Origin of the sequence: Veillonella dispar (genome assembly GCF_900637515.1) — a bacterium.
GTDB lineage: Bacteria > Bacillota > Negativicutes > Veillonellales > Veillonellaceae > Veillonella > Veillonella dispar.
The window spans coordinates 1,573,355-1,594,225 of record NZ_LR134375.1; the positions used below are offsets into that span (position 1 = coordinate 1,573,355).

General features: G+C 39.6%; 15 protein-coding genes. 3 read left to right on the forward strand and 12 right to left on the reverse strand.

Going from position 1 to position 20,871, the window contains the following annotated elements; translation table 11 throughout:
- Positions 1-90: 90 nt before the first annotated feature.
- The 4 genes from EL171_RS07310 to recQ all read right to left on the reverse strand — a co-directional run bounded on the left by EL171_RS07310 (position 91) and on the right by recQ (position 5,829).
- Positions 91-2,415 (reverse strand): Tex family protein, encoded by a 2,325-nt coding sequence (locus tag EL171_RS07310; RefSeq protein ID WP_005385659.1) that lies wholly within the window; start codon positions 2,413-2,415, stop codon positions 91-93.
- Entirely contained in the window at positions 2,412-2,906 is a 495-nt protein-coding gene (locus EL171_RS07315; RefSeq protein ID WP_005385658.1) for a dihydrofolate reductase, read from the reverse strand. The genes EL171_RS07310 and EL171_RS07315 overlap by 4 nt, the downstream gene beginning before the upstream one ends.
- 131 nt (positions 2,907-3,037) lie before the next feature.
- The gene (locus EL171_RS07320; RefSeq protein ID WP_005385657.1) at positions 3,038-3,829 is read right to left on the reverse strand and encodes a thymidylate synthase; all 792 of its coding nucleotides are present in this window, start codon (positions 3,827-3,829) and stop codon (positions 3,038-3,040) included.
- Positions 3,830-3,945: 116 nt separating this feature from the next.
- Positions 3,946-5,829: a DNA helicase RecQ gene (gene recQ, locus EL171_RS07325; protein ID WP_005385656.1), complete on the reverse strand. Its 1,884-nt coding sequence runs from the start codon at positions 5,827-5,829 to the stop codon at positions 3,946-3,948.
- Positions 5,830-6,152: 323 nt separating this feature from the next.
- On the opposite strand from recQ, the gene putP reads away from it, so the two are divergent.
- On the forward strand, positions 6,153-7,640 hold the full coding sequence (gene putP / locus EL171_RS07330; RefSeq protein ID WP_005385655.1) for a sodium/proline symporter PutP: 1,488 nt from the start codon (positions 6,153-6,155) through the stop codon (positions 7,638-7,640).
- Between the two features lie 75 nt (positions 7,641-7,715).
- On the opposite strand, the gene EL171_RS07335 is transcribed toward putP, so the two are convergent.
- From EL171_RS07335 to nifJ, 3 genes are all read right to left on the reverse strand, one after another.
- Positions 7,716-8,744, reverse strand: coding sequence for a helix-turn-helix transcriptional regulator (locus tag EL171_RS07335; RefSeq protein WP_005385653.1), 1,029 nt, complete (start codon positions 8,742-8,744; stop codon positions 7,716-7,718).
- Between the two features lie 349 nt (positions 8,745-9,093).
- Positions 9,094-10,710, reverse strand: a complete 1,617-nt coding sequence (locus EL171_RS07340) for a methyltransferase regulatory domain-containing protein (protein ID WP_005385651.1) — start codon at positions 10,708-10,710, stop codon at positions 9,094-9,096.
- Between the two features lie 272 nt (positions 10,711-10,982).
- Complete coding sequence (gene nifJ, locus EL171_RS07345) at positions 10,983-14,519, reverse strand: pyruvate:ferredoxin (flavodoxin) oxidoreductase (protein ID WP_005385648.1); 3,537 nt, start codon at positions 14,517-14,519, stop codon at positions 10,983-10,985.
- 385 nt (positions 14,520-14,904) lie between these two features.
- On the opposite strand from nifJ, the gene EL171_RS07350 reads away from it, so the two are divergent.
- Entirely contained in the window at positions 14,905-15,828 is a 924-nt protein-coding gene (locus EL171_RS07350) for a LysR family transcriptional regulator (RefSeq protein ID WP_005385647.1), read from the forward strand.
- Positions 15,828-16,247 (forward strand): hypothetical protein, encoded by a 420-nt coding sequence (locus EL171_RS07355; RefSeq protein WP_005385645.1) that lies wholly within the window; start codon positions 15,828-15,830, stop codon positions 16,245-16,247. The genes EL171_RS07350 and EL171_RS07355 overlap by 1 nt, the downstream gene beginning before the upstream one ends.
- Positions 16,248-16,317: 70 nt before the next feature.
- Here EL171_RS07355 and EL171_RS07360 read toward each other — a convergent pair whose 3' ends face one another.
- From EL171_RS07360 to EL171_RS07380, 5 genes are all read right to left on the reverse strand, one after another.
- Positions 16,318-17,214: a hypothetical protein gene (locus tag EL171_RS07360; RefSeq protein WP_005385642.1), complete on the reverse strand. Its 897-nt coding sequence runs from the start codon at positions 17,212-17,214 to the stop codon at positions 16,318-16,320.
- A gap of 156 nt (positions 17,215-17,370) precedes the next feature.
- Positions 17,371-18,684 (reverse strand): MFS transporter, encoded by a 1,314-nt coding sequence (locus tag EL171_RS07365; protein ID WP_005385640.1) that lies wholly within the window; start codon positions 18,682-18,684, stop codon positions 17,371-17,373.
- A gap of 241 nt (positions 18,685-18,925) precedes the next feature.
- Complete coding sequence (locus EL171_RS07370) at positions 18,926-19,282, reverse strand: cupin domain-containing protein (protein ID WP_024066296.1); 357 nt, start codon at positions 19,280-19,282, stop codon at positions 18,926-18,928.
- Between the two features lie 28 nt (positions 19,283-19,310).
- Positions 19,311-20,186: a DUF4261 domain-containing protein gene (locus tag EL171_RS07375; RefSeq protein WP_004695284.1), complete on the reverse strand. Its 876-nt coding sequence runs from the start codon at positions 20,184-20,186 to the stop codon at positions 19,311-19,313.
- A gap of 16 nt (positions 20,187-20,202) precedes the next feature.
- Positions 20,203-20,706 (reverse strand): hypothetical protein, encoded by a 504-nt coding sequence (locus EL171_RS07380; RefSeq protein WP_005385633.1) that lies wholly within the window; start codon positions 20,704-20,706, stop codon positions 20,203-20,205.
- Positions 20,707-20,871 lie beyond the last annotated feature (165 nt).

A 20,871-nucleotide genomic window follows, 5' to 3' on the forward strand; every position in this document is an offset into this window, starting at 1 on the left:
TTTTTAGTCAAGAATAATTCTCAACTGATTATTATTTATATAATGTAATATAATATAAAATTCTATTCTTGAAGCCAAAAATATATGAGATTATCCGTTACGACGGTCCCCATTATTACGGTTCCCACCATTGCGATTATTATTTTGTCGACCACCATTATTACGGTCATTATTACGGTTATTGTCACGATTGTTATTTCGACGTTGACCATTATTATTTCTATTGCGGTTATTATCGTTATTCTTTGGTTTTTCTGGTTGCAATGCTTTTACAGATAAACCGATACGATTACGTTTTACATCAACAGAAATGATTTGAGCTTCGATGATGTCGCCTACAGCAAGCACATCAGATGGATGTTGACGGCTGTTACAAAGTTCACTGCGATGCAATAGACCATTAGTTTTAAGTCCAAAGTCTACAAAGGCACCGAAGTCAACTACGTTATGAACCGTACCTTTTACCACAGTGCCGACCTTGATATCTTCAAGGCTTACTACATGTTTTCTCGTAAGCGGTGCCGGTAAATCTTCACGAGGGTCACGACCTGGTTTTGCCAAAGCAGCTAGAATATCTCGTACAGTTGGTACCCCCGCATCAAGTTTAGCGGCCATTTTCTCCGCATCAACGAGCGGTAATTTCACTTGTAACGCTTCTAGTTGCGCCTTATCTTGCAAATCTTTTAAGGTAAAGCCCAATTCACCAATAATGCGTTCTGCCAATTCATAGGACTCAGGATGGACAGATGTATTATCTAGTGGATTTTTACCGTGTTGCAAGCGAAGGAAACCAGCACATTGTGTGAACGCTGCAGGACCTAAACGCGGTACTTTTAGCAATTCCTTACGACTTTTAAATACGCCATTCTCTTGACGGTATGCAACGATGTTTTTAGCCACTGTACTAGAGATACCTGCAATATGTTGCAAGATAGCTGGAGATGCTGTGTTGAGCTCTACCCCAACGTGGTTTACTACAGTTTCAACCACTTGATCTAGGGTATGAGTCAATTGCTTTTGATTTACATCATGTTGGTATTGACCTACGCCGATAGATTTTGGATCGATCTTAACAGATTCAGCTAATGGATCTTGTACTCGGCGCGCAATCGATACGGCACCGCGTATGGTTACGTCTAAATCTGGTAATTCATCGATAGCCAATTTAGAAGCAGAGTATACAGATGCGCCCGCTTCATTGGTGATGATGTAGTGGCAGTCTAATTTTTCCTCTTCAATCATGGTGGAAGCAAACTGCTCTGTTTCATAGGATGCAGTACCATTACCAATAGATAAGAGAGTAACCTTAAACTTACGGATTTTATCTGCCAATACCTTTTGCGCTTCTTTGCGAAGCTTTTCACTATTAGTTAAATAGTAGGCACCATAATCTAGCACATTACCTTGTTGGTCGATGATAGCCATCTTACAACCTGTACGGTAACCAGGGTCAAGGCCCATGATAACATGACCTGCCAAAGGCGGTTGTAACAATAGATTCTTAAGGTTTACACCAAATACCTTGATAGCTTGTTCGTCCGCATTTTCCGTCAACTCATTACGGATATCACGCTCTAGAGCAGGGAAAATTAGACGTTTATACGCATCGGCTACTGCAGCCGCTTTATAGTCTGCGAAGATGGATTTTGGATTTTTCTCTAACCGTTGCACCATGTAAGCAACATAAGTATCACCTGGTACGGTAAGGGCTAATTTCAAAGCTCCTAATTTTTCACCGCGATTAACCGCCAAGATACGGTGAGACGGCATTTGTCGAACCGGTTCAACATATTCTGCGTATTGCAAGAACTGTTGTTGTATCTCTTCATCACCAGTCAACTCAGCTTGAATAAAGCCTTCGTTCCACATCTTTTTACGCAAATATGCACGGAAGTCTGCACTATCACTAACAATTTCCGCTACGATATCTGATGCACCTTGAATAGCGTCCTCCGGTGTTGGCACCTCTTCCGTTACAAATTCTTTAGCGATCTCTAATGGATCGCCAGAGGTAACTGTATCGTTAAGGATCATTTCCGCTAACGGCTCTAATCCACGTTCACGGGCAATCATAGCACGGGTACGTTTCTTAGGACGATACGGTAAATAGAGATCCTCTAACTCTTGAAGCTTTGTTGCTGCTTCTAAGGACTTCATCAACTCGTCGGTCATCTTTTCTTGCTCTGTAATAGATGCAATGATTTCTTGGCGACGTGTTTCCAAGTTGCGCAGATATTTAATGCGTTCTTCAATGGTGCGCAATTGCTCATCTTGCAATTCGCCCGTTACCTCTTTACGGTAACGCGCAATAAATGGCACCGTATTGCCTTCGTCTAATAATTCTACGGCAGCTTGCACCTGCTTTGGCTTAACATTTAATTCACTGCCAATAATGGCAAACATTCTTTCACTCATTTAGATGCCTTTCTGCGATAGGTTACAAAACGATGAGGATATGTATTCTTCTCATCCACCACGCCGTCTACAACGGATTCAATGGTGAAAGCCTCCTCTGAGAACTCTGGGAAAAATGCATCCCCTTCAAATTCGTGGTCTACTTCTGTAATGTACATCGTATCCACGTAAGGCAAGAAAGCCTCGTATACTTGAGCACCGCCGATAACATAGGCCGCATCAAGAACACGCGCTGCTTCTGAAGCCGCCTCAGGACTATGGAAAATCTTAACTCCTTCTGGCGCATCAAAGCCCTTATCACGGGTAATCACCCAGTGCTCACGATTTGGCAACAAGAACGGCAAACTTTCAAAGGTCTTACGGCCCATAATGATGACATGACCTGTCGTTTTCTCTTTAAAGAATTTCAAATCATTCGGCAAGTGCCAAATCAAGGTATTATCTTTACCGATCACACGATTATGTGCTACGGCTACGATTAATGCTAACATACTGGCCTCTTTCGGTTAATGCTATATGGCAACAGTCATAAATTATGCTATTTAGCAATGTCTACGAACACAATACTATATAGCAACAGCCATACATATTATGCTATTTAACAATTGTCATGAATATAATGCTATACAGCAACAGTCATGGACAATTTACCTAGATGTTCATACCCGTCTAATGTAACGTCCTCTGGTGTGAAGTCATAGAAGTCTTTTACCTCAGGATTCACAATAATTTTTGGAGCTGACAATGCTTGATCGCGACGTGCTAATTGCTCGCGCAATGCTTCTACATGGTTTTCATAGACATGAGCATTGTTGATAACATGAGTAAATTTACCAGGTTTAAGACCGGTAACTTGGGCAATCATGCATTGTAATGCTGCATATTGAGCTGTATTAAATGGAACGCCAAGGCCCATATCGCCACTACGTTGGATGAGCATGCAGTTTAAGTGTCCATCAGCTACGTCCCATAATGTTTCATACGCACATGGTTGCAATGCCATATCATCTAAATCTTCAATATTCCACAATGTAACAATCATACGGCGGCTATCCGGATCTTCCTTGATAGTCTTGATGAGCTTATCAAGTTGTTTGTACTTTGCAATTTGGTAACCATAAGCCTTACCAATAGTACCATCTTCACGCATCCACTCATCCCATACGCGCACGTTCATTTCTTGTAATTTACGTACATCGTTAGATTGCATTTGCCAAATCCATAACAATTCTTTTACCGCCGTTTTGAAAGCTACAAATTTTGTAGTCAAAATTGGAAATTCCTCTTGCAAGTCGAATTGCATAATTTGATGTGGCAATTTATAAGTTGCAACACCGGTACGATTTTGACCATACGTGCCGTGTTCTAAAATATTTTCAATAATACCGAGGTATTGTGTATCTGCTAGACTCATATGTCCCCCTAAATCTTATATATAATACGTCGAATAATACTAACCTTATATCTTACAATATATAGTACTATCATACTAAAAAATACATCGTACTACCATATATACAGTAAAATTTATTATCTCTTATATTCTGTAATGGCCTGTAAAAAGCTGAGGCCATATTTTTTCAATTTTGCTTCCCCTACGCCTTTAACATTGCCAAACTCACCTAATGTGGTTGGTCGTAAATTAGCAAGGTCAATGAGCACTGTATCAGGGAAGATAAGATATGGTCGAAGACCTGCTTCTTCAGCTAAGCGCTTACGATGTTGTCGTAAATGTTCAAATAAACCACCCGCCCCGGAACTAGCTTTTCCTCGTGATGTAGTAGACGTAGACCGACTAGTTCGAGATGGTACTGATACATGTTGTCTGATTTCCTCTACCTCTTTATGCCCAGCAAGGACCTCCTCAGCACCAGCCGTCAAGGATAGCACAGGATACTTACCTGAAGAACTACGCAAGTACCCAGAAGCTACAAACTGTTGGATGAGCCCTTTAATAGATTTCTCGTCTACATTACTTAGCAAACCAAAGACAGGCAGTGCATCGTGGCCTGCCCACATAATGCGGTCAGTTCGATCACCACGTACTATAGAGGTAATCATAGAGGCACCATAGCGCTCATCGGTCCCCATAATAGCACGGAAGATGGCCTTCGCCTCCTTCGTTACATTTACCTTATCACCGGAGCCTTTACAAGAACTACAATTATCACAAGTAGTCCAAACGGTGCTTTCACCAAAATAGTTAAGCATATATTTACGTAAGCAATTACTGCAGAAACAGTAGTCAATCATAGACTGTAATTTACGAAGCTCTACCTCTTGTCGCTCAGGCGTCTCGATGGACTGTTCAATCAAATACTTATGAACCTGTACATCCTGCCCACTGTAGAGCAAGATACATTCTGCAGGGGCTCCATCGCGACCTGCACGGCCCGCCTCTTGATAGTAGGATTCCATGTTGCGCGGCATTTGGTAATGCAACACATAGCGCACATTGCTCTTATCAATCCCCATGCCAAAGGCATTGGTAGCCACCATAACCTGCAATTTGTCATCTGCATAGGCATTTTGCATCTCACGACGCACCTCGTCGCTGAGCCCTCCGTGATAATGACCCACCTTAATGCCTGCACGGGTTAGATTTTCATACACCCGATCTACATCCTTGCGCGTCGCACAGTAGATAATACCATTTTCATTGGCATGTTGACGCACATAATGGACTACATAATCCATGCGTTTAGGTGTACGGATGACAGAGAAGGATAAATTAGACCGGTCAAAGCCCGTTACGTACACATTCGCATTATCGAGACCTAATAGTTTCTTGATATCATTTTCTACATATTTCGTCGCCGTCGCTGTGAAAGCACCTACGATAGGTCTCTTCGGTAGCGAGTTGAGCCACTCACCAATGAGCTGATAGGACGGTCTAAAGTCATGGCCCCACTCAGAAATACAGTGAGCCTCATCAACGATAACTTGAGCTATAGGCAATGCTCGCAATACATTACAGAAGAAATTAGAACCTAGTCGCTCTGGTGCAATATATAAGAGCTTAATCTTACCACTACGTACCTCGTACATAGTCTTATTAAACTCCGCTTGGGTAAGGGTACTATTAATGAGTGCCGCTGGAATGTTCTGCACTAATAGACCATCTACCTGGTCTTTCATAAGAGAAATGAGCGGCGAAAACACGATAGTAAGGCCCGGCTTACAAAGCGCAGGAATCTGGAAACAGATAGACTTGCCAGCCCCCGTCGGCATAATGCCAATTACATCTTCGTTACGTAACAAGGATGCAACGGGCGCCTCTTGAGCCGGTCTAAAGGAGGTATACCCAAAGTAGGTTTCCAACATACGCAATGCGTGTTGCTTCATTTGGGCCTGTTGGTTCGCCCCATCACGCTGTGTTCCCACAACGTTCTTTGTGGTTTGTTGTTGTTCCATAGGGCCCTCCTTTCATGTTCCAGAAATATACATACAAGACCATAATTACGACTATCAATGACGAAATTTCGTATACAAAACACGAAATATCATTTTTCCATTCTTATATTTTAACATATTTCATATGCCATTGGGCTTATTAGTATAAACGATTTATTAGTCCAACGTCTAATACATATGTAGAAAACCAATCTTCAAAATTTGTATAGAAACTACGTAATATCACGAAATTTTTACACTCTAAAGTGCTAATATATGGTACAATAGGAATTATTTATAATACTATAGAATAAAACTACAACCTAAGGAGGTCTTATATAGGCATGACACAAGACAACTTAATGATTATGATCGCCTTTGCCTTATACCTAGGACTCATGATGTATATCGGAGTCTACTATTACAGGAAATCTAATAGCATTGGTGATTACATCCTCGGTGGCCGACAACTAGGACCATGGATTACAGCACTTAGTGCGGAAGCATCAGATATGAGTGGTTGGATGCTCATGGGTGTGCCGGGCCTAGCGTATACTACGGGGATTTCTGGTGTATGGATTGCCGTAGGCCTCACATTAGGTACATGGGCGAACTGGAAATTCGTTTCTAGACGCTTGCGTAACCATACAGAGGTAGCTAGCGACAGTTTAACCTTACCGGATTACTTGAAGAATCGTTTCCACGATCAATCCCATTCGGTAGCTGTCATTTCCGCCTTATTTATCTTGATTTTCTTCTTGATATATACATCATCAGGGTTCGTAGCAGGTGGCAAGTTGTTCAATACCATCTTTGGTCTTGATTACACAGTGTCCCTCTTTATTACAGCAGGCATCGTCGTATTCTATACATTCCTCGGTGGCTTCCTCGCTGTATCTTGGACAGACTGTATCCAAGGGGCATTGATGTTCTTCGCCATCTTAGCAGTACCAATTACGGCTGCCATGTTTATGGGTGGCCCTATTGAAACATTCCAACTCATTCAACATGAGTTTCCGCAAGGACTTAGCCTATTTGGTGATCCATCTGATTGGTTCACATGGGCTATTGGCTTAATCTCTTCTCTTGGTTGGGGTCTTGGCTACTTCGGTCAACCTCATATCCTCGTAAGATTCATGGCTATCTCTGATGCGAAAGAGCTTAAGAAATCTACAAACATCGCCATGGTTTGGGTTATCTTATCCCTTATGGCAGCCATCGCTGTAGGCCTCATCGGTCACGTATATATGTTGCCTGATGTATTAGTAGGCACTGATGCGGAAACCGTATTCCTCATCATGACAGAACGTCTCTTTACTCCATTTGTAGCAGGTCTCATCTGGTCTGCAGTACTCGCAGCTATTATGAGTACCGCATCTGCACAGTTATTAGTAACAGCTTCTGCTATTTCTAACGACTTCTATGCCAATATCATTCATCCTAAAGCAAGTGATAAGGAATTAGTACTCGTAAGTCGTATCGTAGTACTTATCGTAGCATTGATTGCCATCTATATGGCGATGGATCCTGATAGCTACATCTTAACAATGGTTGCCTATGCATGGGCAGGCTTTGGTGCCGCCTTTGGTCCTGCCATCTTGTTCTCCTTATTCTGGAAACGTATGACACGTCATGGCTGTATCGCCGGTATCATCGTAGGTGGTTTAACAGTGCTCATTTGGAAACAATTTGGATTCCTCGGCCTTTACGAAATCGTGCCAGGCTTCATCTTCTCTTCCATCGCAATCTACGTAGTGAGTATCATGGGCAAATTACCGCCTCGTCCAGTCCTTAAGGATTACCGAGAAGCAGAAAAAATGCACGTTCTATAAATTAGAAATCGTCCATTTGAAAATTACATATATAAAAATAGAGCTAGTTGATTCAACGATCAACTAGCTCTTTTATTATGAGTATTGTTCTAGGCCTTCCTTAATAGCTTCTTTTACTTCTGCTACGAGGGATGCTGGTGAAAGTACTTTCACACTTTGCATATATTGAAGTGCCCAATACTTAAAGGCATCGTGATTAACACGTACACGGCATACAACGTCATCAGCTGTAACGCTGGTGAATTCCACATTGCCATCGAACCAATCTAAAATTTGATTCACAATGGAGCGCTTCGCCTTAAAGCTTACAGTAACAGATTCACCGCCGAACATGTAGATATGTTCTTTTACATATTGCGACACATTAAAGGTGCGTTGCTGATGATAGCCCTTTATCTCCCGTAAAGGTTTTCTCCGTTCGCTAAGCACCGTAATGTGCGCAATTCGATCGACACGTAATGTAGACATGTCATCATAATTTTCGTGATTCCCAACTAGGTAATAATGTCCCCGATTCATAACTAGTTGGAATGGATTGAATACATACTTCCGCTCCTTGTTATCTGGACCAAGATTAATATGTAAACGTTTATCCACGTCAGGTTGGCAATAAGCCAAGGAAATTTTTCTCCCCTTTTGTATTGCTTCTTCTATGAGATCAATGTTAAGGAATAAGTCCTGACTTCTATGAAGGTAACCCGTAGCACTTTCAATATCAATACCATGAGGCTTGAAATGAGAGCTCCCCAATTTAGCAACACGACTAATTAAATCCTTACGTTGAGATGCGGTAATATGGCGAGAAGCCAAAATACCATCAATTAATAATCTCAATTCTGAATCTTCAAAGGTATGAATCATATAGAAATCAGTACGGCGAATCGTGCCATCTGCTCCTACGGCAGACTCTTCACATTGAATACCAAAATCACCAGATTCATATAAATCATTTAAATGACGGCCTAAGGTCTTCCGATCGACGGATACCTCGTACCGCTCGGCTAATATACTGCGAATCTCTTCTTGAGATAAAGTATGATTAGCATCCGTTTCACTTTTCAGGATTTCTAGTATATATACTAGAACGGCCTTCTTAGATGCCATAAAAGACTCCTTTTACAAATAATACAATAAAAACAACATTGTAACTAATACAATATATAATATCATCCACAACACACAGGATGATGTTCACAAAAATACCCATACATAGTATACCATACTTTTCATATATGGTTCATTTATTTCTCATTAATTTTATCGATTTACTATACTTATTCAGCAATATTAAATAACTAAATGTAATAATTATTAAAAAAGATTAAATTAAATTATATAAAATAAAAACCCATTACTACTTAATACACATAAATGTTATAAGTATAATGGGTTTTATGTTTATTCTGAAGATTATATGAACCTCAAAATATATTCTTAGAATTCTAGCGATAGATTAAGAAAGACCATCAGTTTTCTTACTTCTAATAAAGCCTAATTGCTCCATACGCTTAGTTAATTCATTATAGAAGGCTTCCGCCATGGCATTTTGATGCTTACCAGTTTGGGCCTTGTCAGCGCTAAAGAGAGAATCCTTTATCTTCTTGATCAATGTAGATTTAGCTTTAGGTTTATTCAACAATTCCATAAACAATAAATCCTCTTCGGAAATATCACCAATGGCATCATTGAACATGTTTGCGCCATAAATATATTCACTACCACCGTCAGCAATAGCTTTCACAAAATTTGTAAAACGTGCTGGTACATAGGATAAGCCTTCCATATATTCCTGTTTATCAGGGAATGTTTTATAGAAGCGAATACCCCCCCGTACCATATGTTCAACGATAGCTTTATACAAACTACATACAGCTGGTTCTAAATCATCTTCAGATGCCTTAGCAGCATCATGAGCAGCTTTTAAAATGGCAAGAGCTTCAATCATATTGAAAGTGCCACCATCTTTAATAAGCGCTTTGAATGTATCTCGTACAAGGTCATTTTCAAACATTTCTAATGCTTCTTCATCAAAGAGGATTTGGAATACAAAACTATTTACGATAGTCCGTACAGGTACTGTATTCACCTTATCTGGATTAGCTACATCATAGTTAATATCCTTTGCAGCACGTTCTTTGCAAATAATAGACTTGCGGAATGTTGTATCAAGCATAAAGTCTAAATATTGTTCTTGATCCGCTTGGCTATTAGGAGCCAATTTTTCAAGCTTATCGGCGATGCTTTCATCATAGGTACGAACCATGGATAATGTCAAATCTGCATCACATACATATGTAAGATTGTGAGCTTTCAAATGATCATTGAATTGATAGAAGTAACATGGATCATTATGAGGCTCTAAATGGTCATGACCTACATAATAATCATCCTTTTGCATAACAGAACGCAAAGCGCCTAAGAATTTACTATTACGTTCCTTAAGGTTGTCATAATTAAGAATTTGAGAACCTACTAAGCTGCCCACAGTCTTACCGCGCAATACCTTTTCTTTATGTGTTAATTCATCATGATCACGATTAGCAAATAGCATGAGCTGACGCACCTCTTCCATCGTATGCCAGCCAGGATATGTATTATATGACACATAGGCAATACCATTATCAGCCAAATGATTGGATATAATATCGAGCAATTTATCCTTCATCTCATCGCTAATCCAAGAGTAAAAACCATGAGCGATAATGTAATCAAAGGTTCCTAAGGTCTCATCAAAGTTCATAATATCCCCTTGAATTAGAGATACATTATCCAACTTAGCATCACTAATAATTTTGTTTCCCTTCTCTACTTGATCTTGAGAAAGCTCTATACCTACAAAGGTCGCTTCTGGATTATGTACAGCTTGAGAAATAATATTTCCACCATAGGTAGCACCTAATTCAAGGACACGAGCTGTCTTTGCAGGCGGAGTATTAAGACCTACAAGTGTACCATACGCTTCTAAATACGCAGGTGTTGTAAATGGAAATGGATAGGATTTATAGCCTAACTCTTTATATATTGTTTGTTGCATATCATCTGTTGTGATCTGTTGGTTATCCTTAGCCATAAGCACCTCTATATTACGATTAAAATTACCTAGTTATCTATCAATGTAACAATGCAATATACTTACGTATAACTGCATAACTATCTAATATTATATCAAATTCCTAATATATTACCTATGGTAAAAGCATTAGTAACATAGGAATAACAGATTCATGACGTGCCCCTATTAATGTAAGATAGACTCAAACATATGGAAGATATAATTTTATATACAAAAGAGGCACCCTCGAGAGGGTGCCTCTTATCAGTTCTTAGTCGTTAAATAACGAATTATTTTACGTCTTCGAAACCTTTTTGTAAGCGAACATAGCTTAAGCGACGATCTTTAGCGTCTTGTTCAGTTTTAGCGAACAATTCTTCTGCAACATCTGGAGCTGCTTTAGCCAAGGAAGCGTAACGAACTTCACCTTTAAGGAAGTCTTGGAAGTTTTCAGTTGGTTCTTTGGAATCCAAGGAGAATGGATTTTTACCTTCTTCTTTAAGTTGAGGGTTGTATCTGTAAAGATCCCAGTAACCAGCTGCAACTGCTTTACGTTGTTCTTCTTGAGCTTTACCCATACCAGCTTTGATACCGTGGTTGATACATGGGCTGTAAGCGATGATCAAGGAAGGACCTGGATATGCTTCAGCTTCTGCAACAGCTTTCATCAATTGGTTTTTATCTGCACCCATAGCTACTTGTGCTACGTATACATAACCATAAGACATAGCCATCATGCCAAGGTCTTTTTTCTTAGTACGTTTACCAGAAGCTGCGAATTGAGCAACTGCTGCGATATTAGTGGATTTGGAAGCTTGACCACCAGTGTTGGAGTATACTTCAGTATCGAATACGAAGATGTTGATGTCTTCGCCAGAAGCTAATACATGGTCAACACCGCCGAAGCCGATATCGTATGCCCAGCCGTCACCACCGAAGATCCAGTGGGAACGTTTGATCAAGAATTGTTTTTTCTCAAGAATTTCTTTCAATTCTGGAGTTGTAGCACCTTCAGCTTCGATAGCTGCTACTAAACGTTCGGAACGTTGACGAGTTGCTGCACCAAGGTTAGCGAATTCGATCCATTGTTCCAAAGCTGCTTTCAATTCGCCTGTAGCAGTTTCTACAGCTTTAGAAGCTACTTCAACTAATTGTTGACGGATTTTCTTAACGCCGATGAACATACCATAACCATACTCAGCATTGTCTTCGAACAAGGAGTTTGCCCAGGAAGGACCTTGACCTTGTTGGTTAGTTGTGTATGGAGATGCAGGCATGGAAGCACCCCAGATGGAGGAACAACCAGTTGCATTGGCAATCATCATGCGATCGCCGAACAATTGAGTTAACAATTTAGCGTAAGGAGTTTCACCACAACCTGCGCAAGCACCGGAGAACTCGAACAATGGTTGTTCGAATTGGGAACCTTTAACAGTTTCCTTCTTCATAGGGTTTTCTTTTACAGGAAGGTTAACACCATAGTTCCATGCTTCAGCTTGTTCGATTTCGGAATCGATGGAAGTCATTACGATAGCTTTGCCTTTAGGAGCTGGACAGATATCAACACAGTTACCGCAACCCAAGCAATCTAATGGGGATACTGCGATACGGAATTGAAGGTCTTTAGCGCCCAATGCAGGGATTGTATCGAAATGTTCTGGAGCTGCAGCCACTTCTGCTTCAGTTGCCAAGATTGGACGAATTGTAGCATGTGGACATACGAAGGAACATTGATTACATTGGATACAGTTTTCTGGTAACCATTTTGGAACGAACAATGCAGGACCGCGTTTTTCGTATTTAGCAGTACCAGCAGGTAATGTACCGTCTTCGTAACCAGCGAATGTGGATACAGGAAGATCATAACCAGCTTGTGCATTGATTGGTTGTGCAATGTTTTGAACGAAGGATGGGCAAGATTCGCAACCAGGTTTAACTGCGTGACCGCCTTCATCAACAGCGTTTTTCCAGTCAGCAGGAACATCTACTTTAACCAAAGCGTTAACGCCTTGATCGATAGCAGCGTTGTTCATGTCAACGATATTTTGACCTTTTTTACCGTAAGAAGTTACTACGGATTCTTTAAGGTATTTAACAGCGTCATCTACAGGGATGATTTCAGTCAATTTGAAGAATGCAGCTTGAGTTACCATGTTGATACGACCGCCCAAACCGATTTCGGAAGCGATTTTCGCAGCGTTGATGATGTAGAAGTTCAATTCTTTTTCTGCGATTTGACGACGTAATTTAGCAGGTAAATGTTCGTTCAATTCTTCAGGAGACCAAGTACAGTTCAATAAGAATGTACCACCTTTTTTGATGCCGCGGATCAAGTCGTATTCATGTACGTAGGATTGACGGTGACATGCTACGAATTGAGGTTCAGTAATCAAGTAAGGCAAGTTGATTGGGTTTTTACCAAAACGAAGGTGAGACATTGTTACGCCACCAGACTTTTTGGAGTCGTAGTCGAAGTATGCTTGAGCATACATGTCAGTGTGGTCACCGATGATTTTGATAGCGGATTTATTCGCACCTACAGTACCGTCAGAACCGAAGCCCCAGAATTTACATTCAGTCAAACCAGGAGTTTCAACTTCTACGCCTTCAGCACGATCTAAGGACAAGAATGTAACATCATCATTGATACCCAATGTGAAGAATTTCTTGCCGTTTTCAGCAGCCAAGTTATCGAATACAGCTACGATGTCTGCAGGGATAACGTCTTTGGAGCTCAAACCATAACGACCAGCGATAACTTTTACGTTACGGCCACCGTCGATTACAGCAGCTTGTACGTCCAAGAACAATGGTTCAGCCAAAGCGCCTGGTTCTTTAGTACGGTCAAGAACTGCAATGCGTTCTACTGTTTGAGGAAGAGCTTTCAACAAACGATCTGTTGCGAATGGACGGAACAAGTGAACGTTGATGAAACCAACTTTACGGCCCAATTTGTTTAAGTAGTCAACAGTGGATTGAACTACTTGAGCGGAGGAACCCATAGTTACGATTACGTCAGTTGCATCAGGAGCACCATGGTAGTTGAACAATTGGTAGTTAGTACCAGCCAATTTGTTAACTTCGTTCATGTAGTGTTCTACAACGTCAGGAACGTTCAAGTAGAATTTGTTGGATGCTTCACGATGTTGGAAGTAAACGTCAGGGTTTTCTGCAGTACCACGAGTTACAGGAGCATCTGGGTTTAAAGCGTTTTTACGGAAAGCTTTAACAGCGTCCATGTCAACCAATGGTTTTAAATCTTCATAGTCCCAGATTTCGATTTTTTGAATTTCGTGGGATGTACGGAAACCGTCGAAGAAGTTAATGAAAGGTACACGAGTTTTAATAGCTGTCAAGTGAGCTACAGCGGACAAGTCCATTACTTCTTGTACAGAGGATTCAGCAAGCATAGCGCAGCCAGCTGCACGAGCAGCCATTACGTCTTGGTGGTCACCGAAGATAGCCAAAGCATGTGCAGCCAATGCACGAGCAGCTACTTGGAATACACCTGGAAGTAATTCACCTGCTACTTTATATAAGTTAGGAAGCATCAATAACAAACCTTGGGAAGATGTGAAAGTTGTTGTTAATGCACCAGCTTGTAAAGAACCGTGAGTTGCGGCAGCAGCACCTGCTTCAGATTGCATTTCTACAACTTGAACAGTGTTGCCGAAAATGTTTTTACGACCAGACGCAGCCCATTCGTCAATGTGTTCTGGCATTGGGGAAGATGGAGTGATTGGGTAAATCGCAGCAACTTCTGTAAAACCATAAGAAACGTGAGCAGCCGCTTGGTTGCCGTCCATAGTTTTAAATTTACGACTCATGTGATTATTGCCTCCTTAAGCATTTAGCAAAAATAGAACACTTGCTTAATCTATCATTATGTTTAGGAATAACAACCATTACAAACTTGCGCACATGAAAAAATAATGCAATAATATATATGTTATATATAATATGGCATTATGTGTGAACATACTTTTGTAGTGGGCACAACCATAATTCCTAATATCATAACTTGATATAGCCCTATAAGCACATTATAACGTGCTGGGCCCTATCAACGCAACACATACAGTGACTGTCGCTTTGCCAATATTGCTATCCATGCTTTACATAAAGTAATAGCTAATTGCGTTATAGTAATAACTATTCTCATTTAGTTTAGGTCACTTCCTATAACCAAGTTTTATTTTTAGGGGGTTAATTATGGATTTTCATCATTTGAAATACTTCGTTGAAGTAGCTGATCAAAAAAGCTTTAGTAAAGCTGCGCGGAATTTGCACATCTCCCAATCCGCTATCAGCCGTACTATTAAAGCTTTAGAAGACGAACTTGGTGTTGTTCTCTTCATGCGTAATGCTAAATCTGTAGAACTTACTGATGGGGGTACCATCTTCTTAACCCACGCAAAACGCGTAGTATTCATGTTTGAACATCTTAAAACTGATTTTGAAAACGAGTTTCGTTTGGAGCAAGGTTCCATCAGAATTGGTATTCCACCAATTACCGATGCACCTATCTTTGCACAGCTTTTAGGGGAGTTCAAAAAAGTATATCCACAAATCGAACCAGAACTTTATGAACAAGGTTCTAAAAAAGTTGAGATCAGTGTTCAAGAAGGCTTAATTGATATTGGTATCATTTGTACGAAACCAAATCCTAAAGAATTTGAGTCCTTCTACCTCACTAGTGACCCACTTTCCGTTATCGTTCCAAAATCTAGCCCTCTAGCGAAAGAAAAAGAAATTCGTTTAGAAATGCTAGCTGATGAATCCTTCGTATTGCACAAAGACAACTTTAACTTGCATGACGAAATCATCAAAGCTTGTAAACATACAGGTTTCCAACCTCATATCGTATTTGAAACAAGCCAACGTGATCTCATGTTGCAAACAGTTAGTGCAGACCTTGCTATCGCATTGTTGCCATCTCGCCTCTGCCCTGAGGTTGGTGAAAACACTGAGGTTGGTTCCAAGGTCGTTGTACGTCCACTCGTACCAGAAATCATTCATACACTTTATGTTATTTGGAAAAAAGGTCATTACCTCTCCCACGCTTCTCGCTTTTGGTTAGACTTTGTAAATTCCAAATTACCATTACCTGGATTACAACTCGAGGATCGTCAATAATGAACAAACCATCTGGGCTCGCATCTAAATTGCGAGCCCTTTTGAAAGCTAAAGAAGCTCCCATGTGGGGCATTATCATTGTGCTGGTTATCGTTATCATATTCCAGCAAATACAAATCTCTGAATTACAATGGCGTGTCGATGAAGACCACGATGGCTCTACCATCGACAGTGTAGCAGGTCGTCTTTACATTCTTGAAGGGATGGCTAATAAACATAGCGACCAACTAGACGAAATCCTAAAAGATATTCGTCAGCTACAAAATGACGGTGCCAAGTACGACTGGGAACTAAAACAATTACAATGGTTACATCCAGAACTCAAAGTCCGGCCACCAGAAGCAAATCCTTCCCCATTTAAATCGACGGATTTAAACCTCGATATGAACCCTGGGAAAGTGCCGGATGTAACAAAATAATAAAAGCCAGATACGGTAAATACATACTTAAAAGTATTTACCTTGTATCTGGCTTTTTATTATATCTACCTTAATCCGTTTGAACTACAGTAATAGCTTTTATCTTTTTATCAAGGGGAAGGCGATTATATAACCAAAAATTTTTATTATAGTTTTTTTCCCATTCACTCACAACTGAATAGTGCCTATGATGAAAATTACCTTTATCATCTATATAAAGAAAGAGATCTTTTTGAGCCATAACACCAAAGCCCATGGCATCCAAAGTGTACCCCTTATGAACACCATCATTTGTATTTAAATAATCTCGTAACTCTGCTTCACGAGATGTATCAACCCATCCTAATTCCAACACTCTACTAACTAACGTATCTTCAGCAGCCTTATAAGCTTTATTTGCAGCTATAAGTCCCTTATCTGGAAAACCTTGAACATCCTCTTGATATCCAAAGGCTGTCACAACTATAAGTTTTCCCGTTCCATACTGATTCTCATAAGAAATAATCGGATCTGCTACTGTAATAACTTTCTCTACAAAAGGATTCCATAATATTGAATCAATATAATGCTCTTGAGTTTTATACTCTACAATATATTTAGTCTCACCTACATCATTACCGGTCGGTTTTATTTTAACCATACCATCATCATGAGTAAGAATATTAAAATCCACGTAATATGCTGATACATAGTAATTGCCTAATATAGGCTTCAATTGACTCTGTAATTTATCTATCGTCTTACGTTGTTCTATATCACTAATATATTTAGCACGCCCTAAATTCTTAACAGCTAACTCCCATGAATCATAAGGACCTGAAACTTTAACAACGTCACGGTTGTACACTGCAATTTTCTCAAAGGCAGCTCTACCTTCACCCGTCGGATCATGTAATGATATCGCACTTACAGATACGCCTAGTGTAAAAGTTGTTAATACGGTTGCTAATAATAACGTTCTATACATAGTATCCTCTCTCTATTTACTGTAGATTACATTACTCTTATTATACATAAAACAATATATTTACTAAAAGAAAAAGAGCTATATATTTATTCAATATCCGTCATAGAAAAGAATAAAAAATATAGCTCTTTTAAATTTGTAATTTTAATATTTAACTTAGTCGTCTTTGTGTTCCATAGATTTTGGTAATGTCAAAATCAAGAGCGCTGCAAGGAACATACAAGCACCCATTACATAGTAACCGTAAGTAAAGCTACCTGTATGACCATTGATGAAACCAAGCATGTAAGGACCTACCCAGCCCCCCATGTTACCAGAGGAGTTAATAAGGCCCATCGCACCCGCCGCAGCAGCACCGGATAAGAATGTAGTTGGCATAGTCCACCATACACCCATGCCACCGTAAACCCCTACAGCAGTTAAGCAGATAAAGAATAAACTAATTTCTGGAGATGGACTATGTGGTGTTGCTAAGAAGCCAATAGTACCAATGAATAATGTAGTGGCCACGTGCCAGCGTTTTTCATTGCGCTTTTCAGAGGAATAACCACAATATACTTGTACAAGTAATGCAGCAGACATTGGAATCGCAATAGACCATGCTACAACACTTGGTGGCCAACCAGATAAGCTTTTAAGCACTTGAGGCATCCAGAAGCTAAAGCCCCAGAAGCCAATAACCCATAAGAAGTAAATTAACGCTAAACGCAATACTTTGGGATCTTTTAAAGCTTGCCATGTAGTATATTTCTTTACAGCTTGCTTTTGTTGCTCTTCTTTTTCAAGTTCAGCCTTAATATACGCTTTTTCCGCATCAGTTACCCAAGACGCATGATCTGGACGTTCTTTCATCCAGAATGCGAAAATGAACGCAAAAATTACAGCAGGAATAGCTTCAACGATAAAGAGTGTGCGCCAGCCATGAAGGCCAAAGAATGTTGTATCAAGTAAGATACCTGCCAATGGACCACCGATGATATTAGAGAACAATAAAGATGTTAACATCAAGGAGATCGCCTTTGCACGTTCCTTTGGCAAGAACCAATTTGGAATCAATAATGAATAAATTACAGGATATAAAGAGGCTTCACATAGACCAAGGAGGAAGCGATAGATATAAAACTCCAATTCTGTGGTCATCGTCGTCATAAGAATACAGACTAGTCCCCAACTAAACATAATACGTGCCACCCAATGCATAGCATTACAGCGCGCAGCGATTAGAGATGCAGGGACTTCAAATAAAACATAGCCAATAAAGAATATGCCAGCCCCCATACCAAATACCTCTGGTGTCAACCATGGTAAATTCTCCTTCATGGTCAAGCCTGCATAGGCAATGTTTACACGGTCCAAAAAGGCAATAATAGAAACAATAAATAATGGCAGGACTACATGGAGCATACGCCGCGTCGTAAAGTCCTTAAAATCGATGGCCCCACTTTGAGGCTCTGGTGTAGATGAGTTCATATAATTCCTTTCTACTACTTAAGATATTACATACCTTATTATCTTAAGAAAACAAAAGTCCTCTGTCAATGGAATTTTATAGAGTATAGAAATAACAAATAGGAATAGTAAAACCAAAATAATGACATATAAAATAGAAAAGGTATATTCGCTAGAAATGACTGTATAAAATAAAAAAGCACTTTATAGTATGAATATATCTCTATCACAAGAGAAGAAAATACTATAAAGTGCTTTCATATTAATTAGTCTTAACAGGATCATAATCAGCAGGCACTGGAGCAACGATACTCACAAAGACAATATCTTCCGTTCCAGTATTTTTTGCACCATGACATTCACCCTTTTTAGATACTATAACTTGCCCCTTTGTAAAAGGCACCTCTGTATTAGGCGTTGGATAAAATACACCCTTGCCTTGCAATATAACCCATATATCATCAGAGTGATGATGATAATGTTTTGGTAAGATTTGACCAGGTTTAATAACCCATACTGAACCACCTGTGGAATCAGTTTGATAAAATGGCGTCCTAACAGCGTTCTCCAAACTTTCAACTTTCACAAGTTCCATATCAAAAACACGTTGATCACTCATAATGCTCACACCTTTCATTGATTAACAACTACCGAGTTCCAGATGCGTATTCACCCATATTAATATCTAGAACCTCTCGAACGGGCTGGATTAAAGAATCCTCGTATTGAACCTTCCACTGAATATCCTGATTCATCTCGCCATTTTGTAACCCCGCAATGGTTTCCCCATCACCTATTATATTACCGTGTTCGAAAATATAATTCAACACATTATAAGCATGAAATACTACATGATTAGGATCTACACCGTGAAAGTGATACTGTAAATCAGGTAAAAATAATGTACTCATACCCACAGAATCTACCATCATATCATTGGTACCTTGAATACTAAAATAACGCACATTTACAGCATAATACATGAAACGAGTCACCTCTTTATCAGGATGATTTTCAATCGATTCTCGACTTAAGAACTTACGAGATGGTCCAAATACAACGGCTTTACAAGAGGGATATAATTCTAGTAATGCATCTACATACTTTACAAGCATATCTGCACGTTCTTTGGCCGCTAAACCAGAGGCTAACATATCCGTAGCAAACACCCTGTATTGGCACTCTGCTAATAACTCATCCACATTTGGACAATCCCATACCTGACTACGATCAAAATCATCTAATACAGGCTTATCGATTTTCTCACAATTCGTCACCATCAAGGTCGGTGGAATATCTGCATCAGTATCCTCGTAATGCACCTTATAATTCTGAGGTGCAAAACCTGCGGAATCACGACGATGATCAAAACAATCCACAGGTCCTAAATACTTTGTGAGTACCTCTACCATTGTATCGCGGCCAGGCATATCACACTGCTCTGGCATCAATAACTCAACGAAAAAAATACCACCTGGTCGGACTGAAGTATCTGTTAAATCTTGTTTAAAAACTTGGCTCATATGCTCTCTCCTATAGTTAAAGCGTAATATAAAATGCATCCTTTATCCTATAGTATATCGGATGTTTATAAGTACTACAATTACGTAACCAATGTTTTATAAATAATATAAAGTCTATATTTTGACTACAGGTTAGAGTAATTTCTATATACTGTGACATCACGTTTATATGATTTAAACATAGGGATTCATATTCAGGTTCAAGCTGTTTACTATTCTCTAATGTTTGTAGAAATTTTGCATATAAATAATCAATACTTTCATAACGATTACCAACCTTACAATCCCCCATATCAAATAGGTTACGATAAGAAATATCTCCAGGCAATACAGACATCCAGTTTAAGGCATACTCTGATACACCGAATACTGTATTTTCTGGATTAGGCCCATCTAAATCATCCTGTAACCACGCTGATATTATTTGGTACATATTTAGTATTTCATATTCGCCTATTTCACCATAAAACTCACCTAACCCATCTAGATCAATCTCTAAATTGGCAATACAACGATACATAAAAACTACCTCCTAAAAGTCTCCAATCTTCTTATAGTAAAAGTATAACTATAATCATGTACCATATTTGCCACATTAGACTTTATTTCTATCTTTGAAGTTAATAATAAAACAACGCATAAATTCAAAAAGACCCGCTTCATGGTCCTCGAACTCATGGAGCGG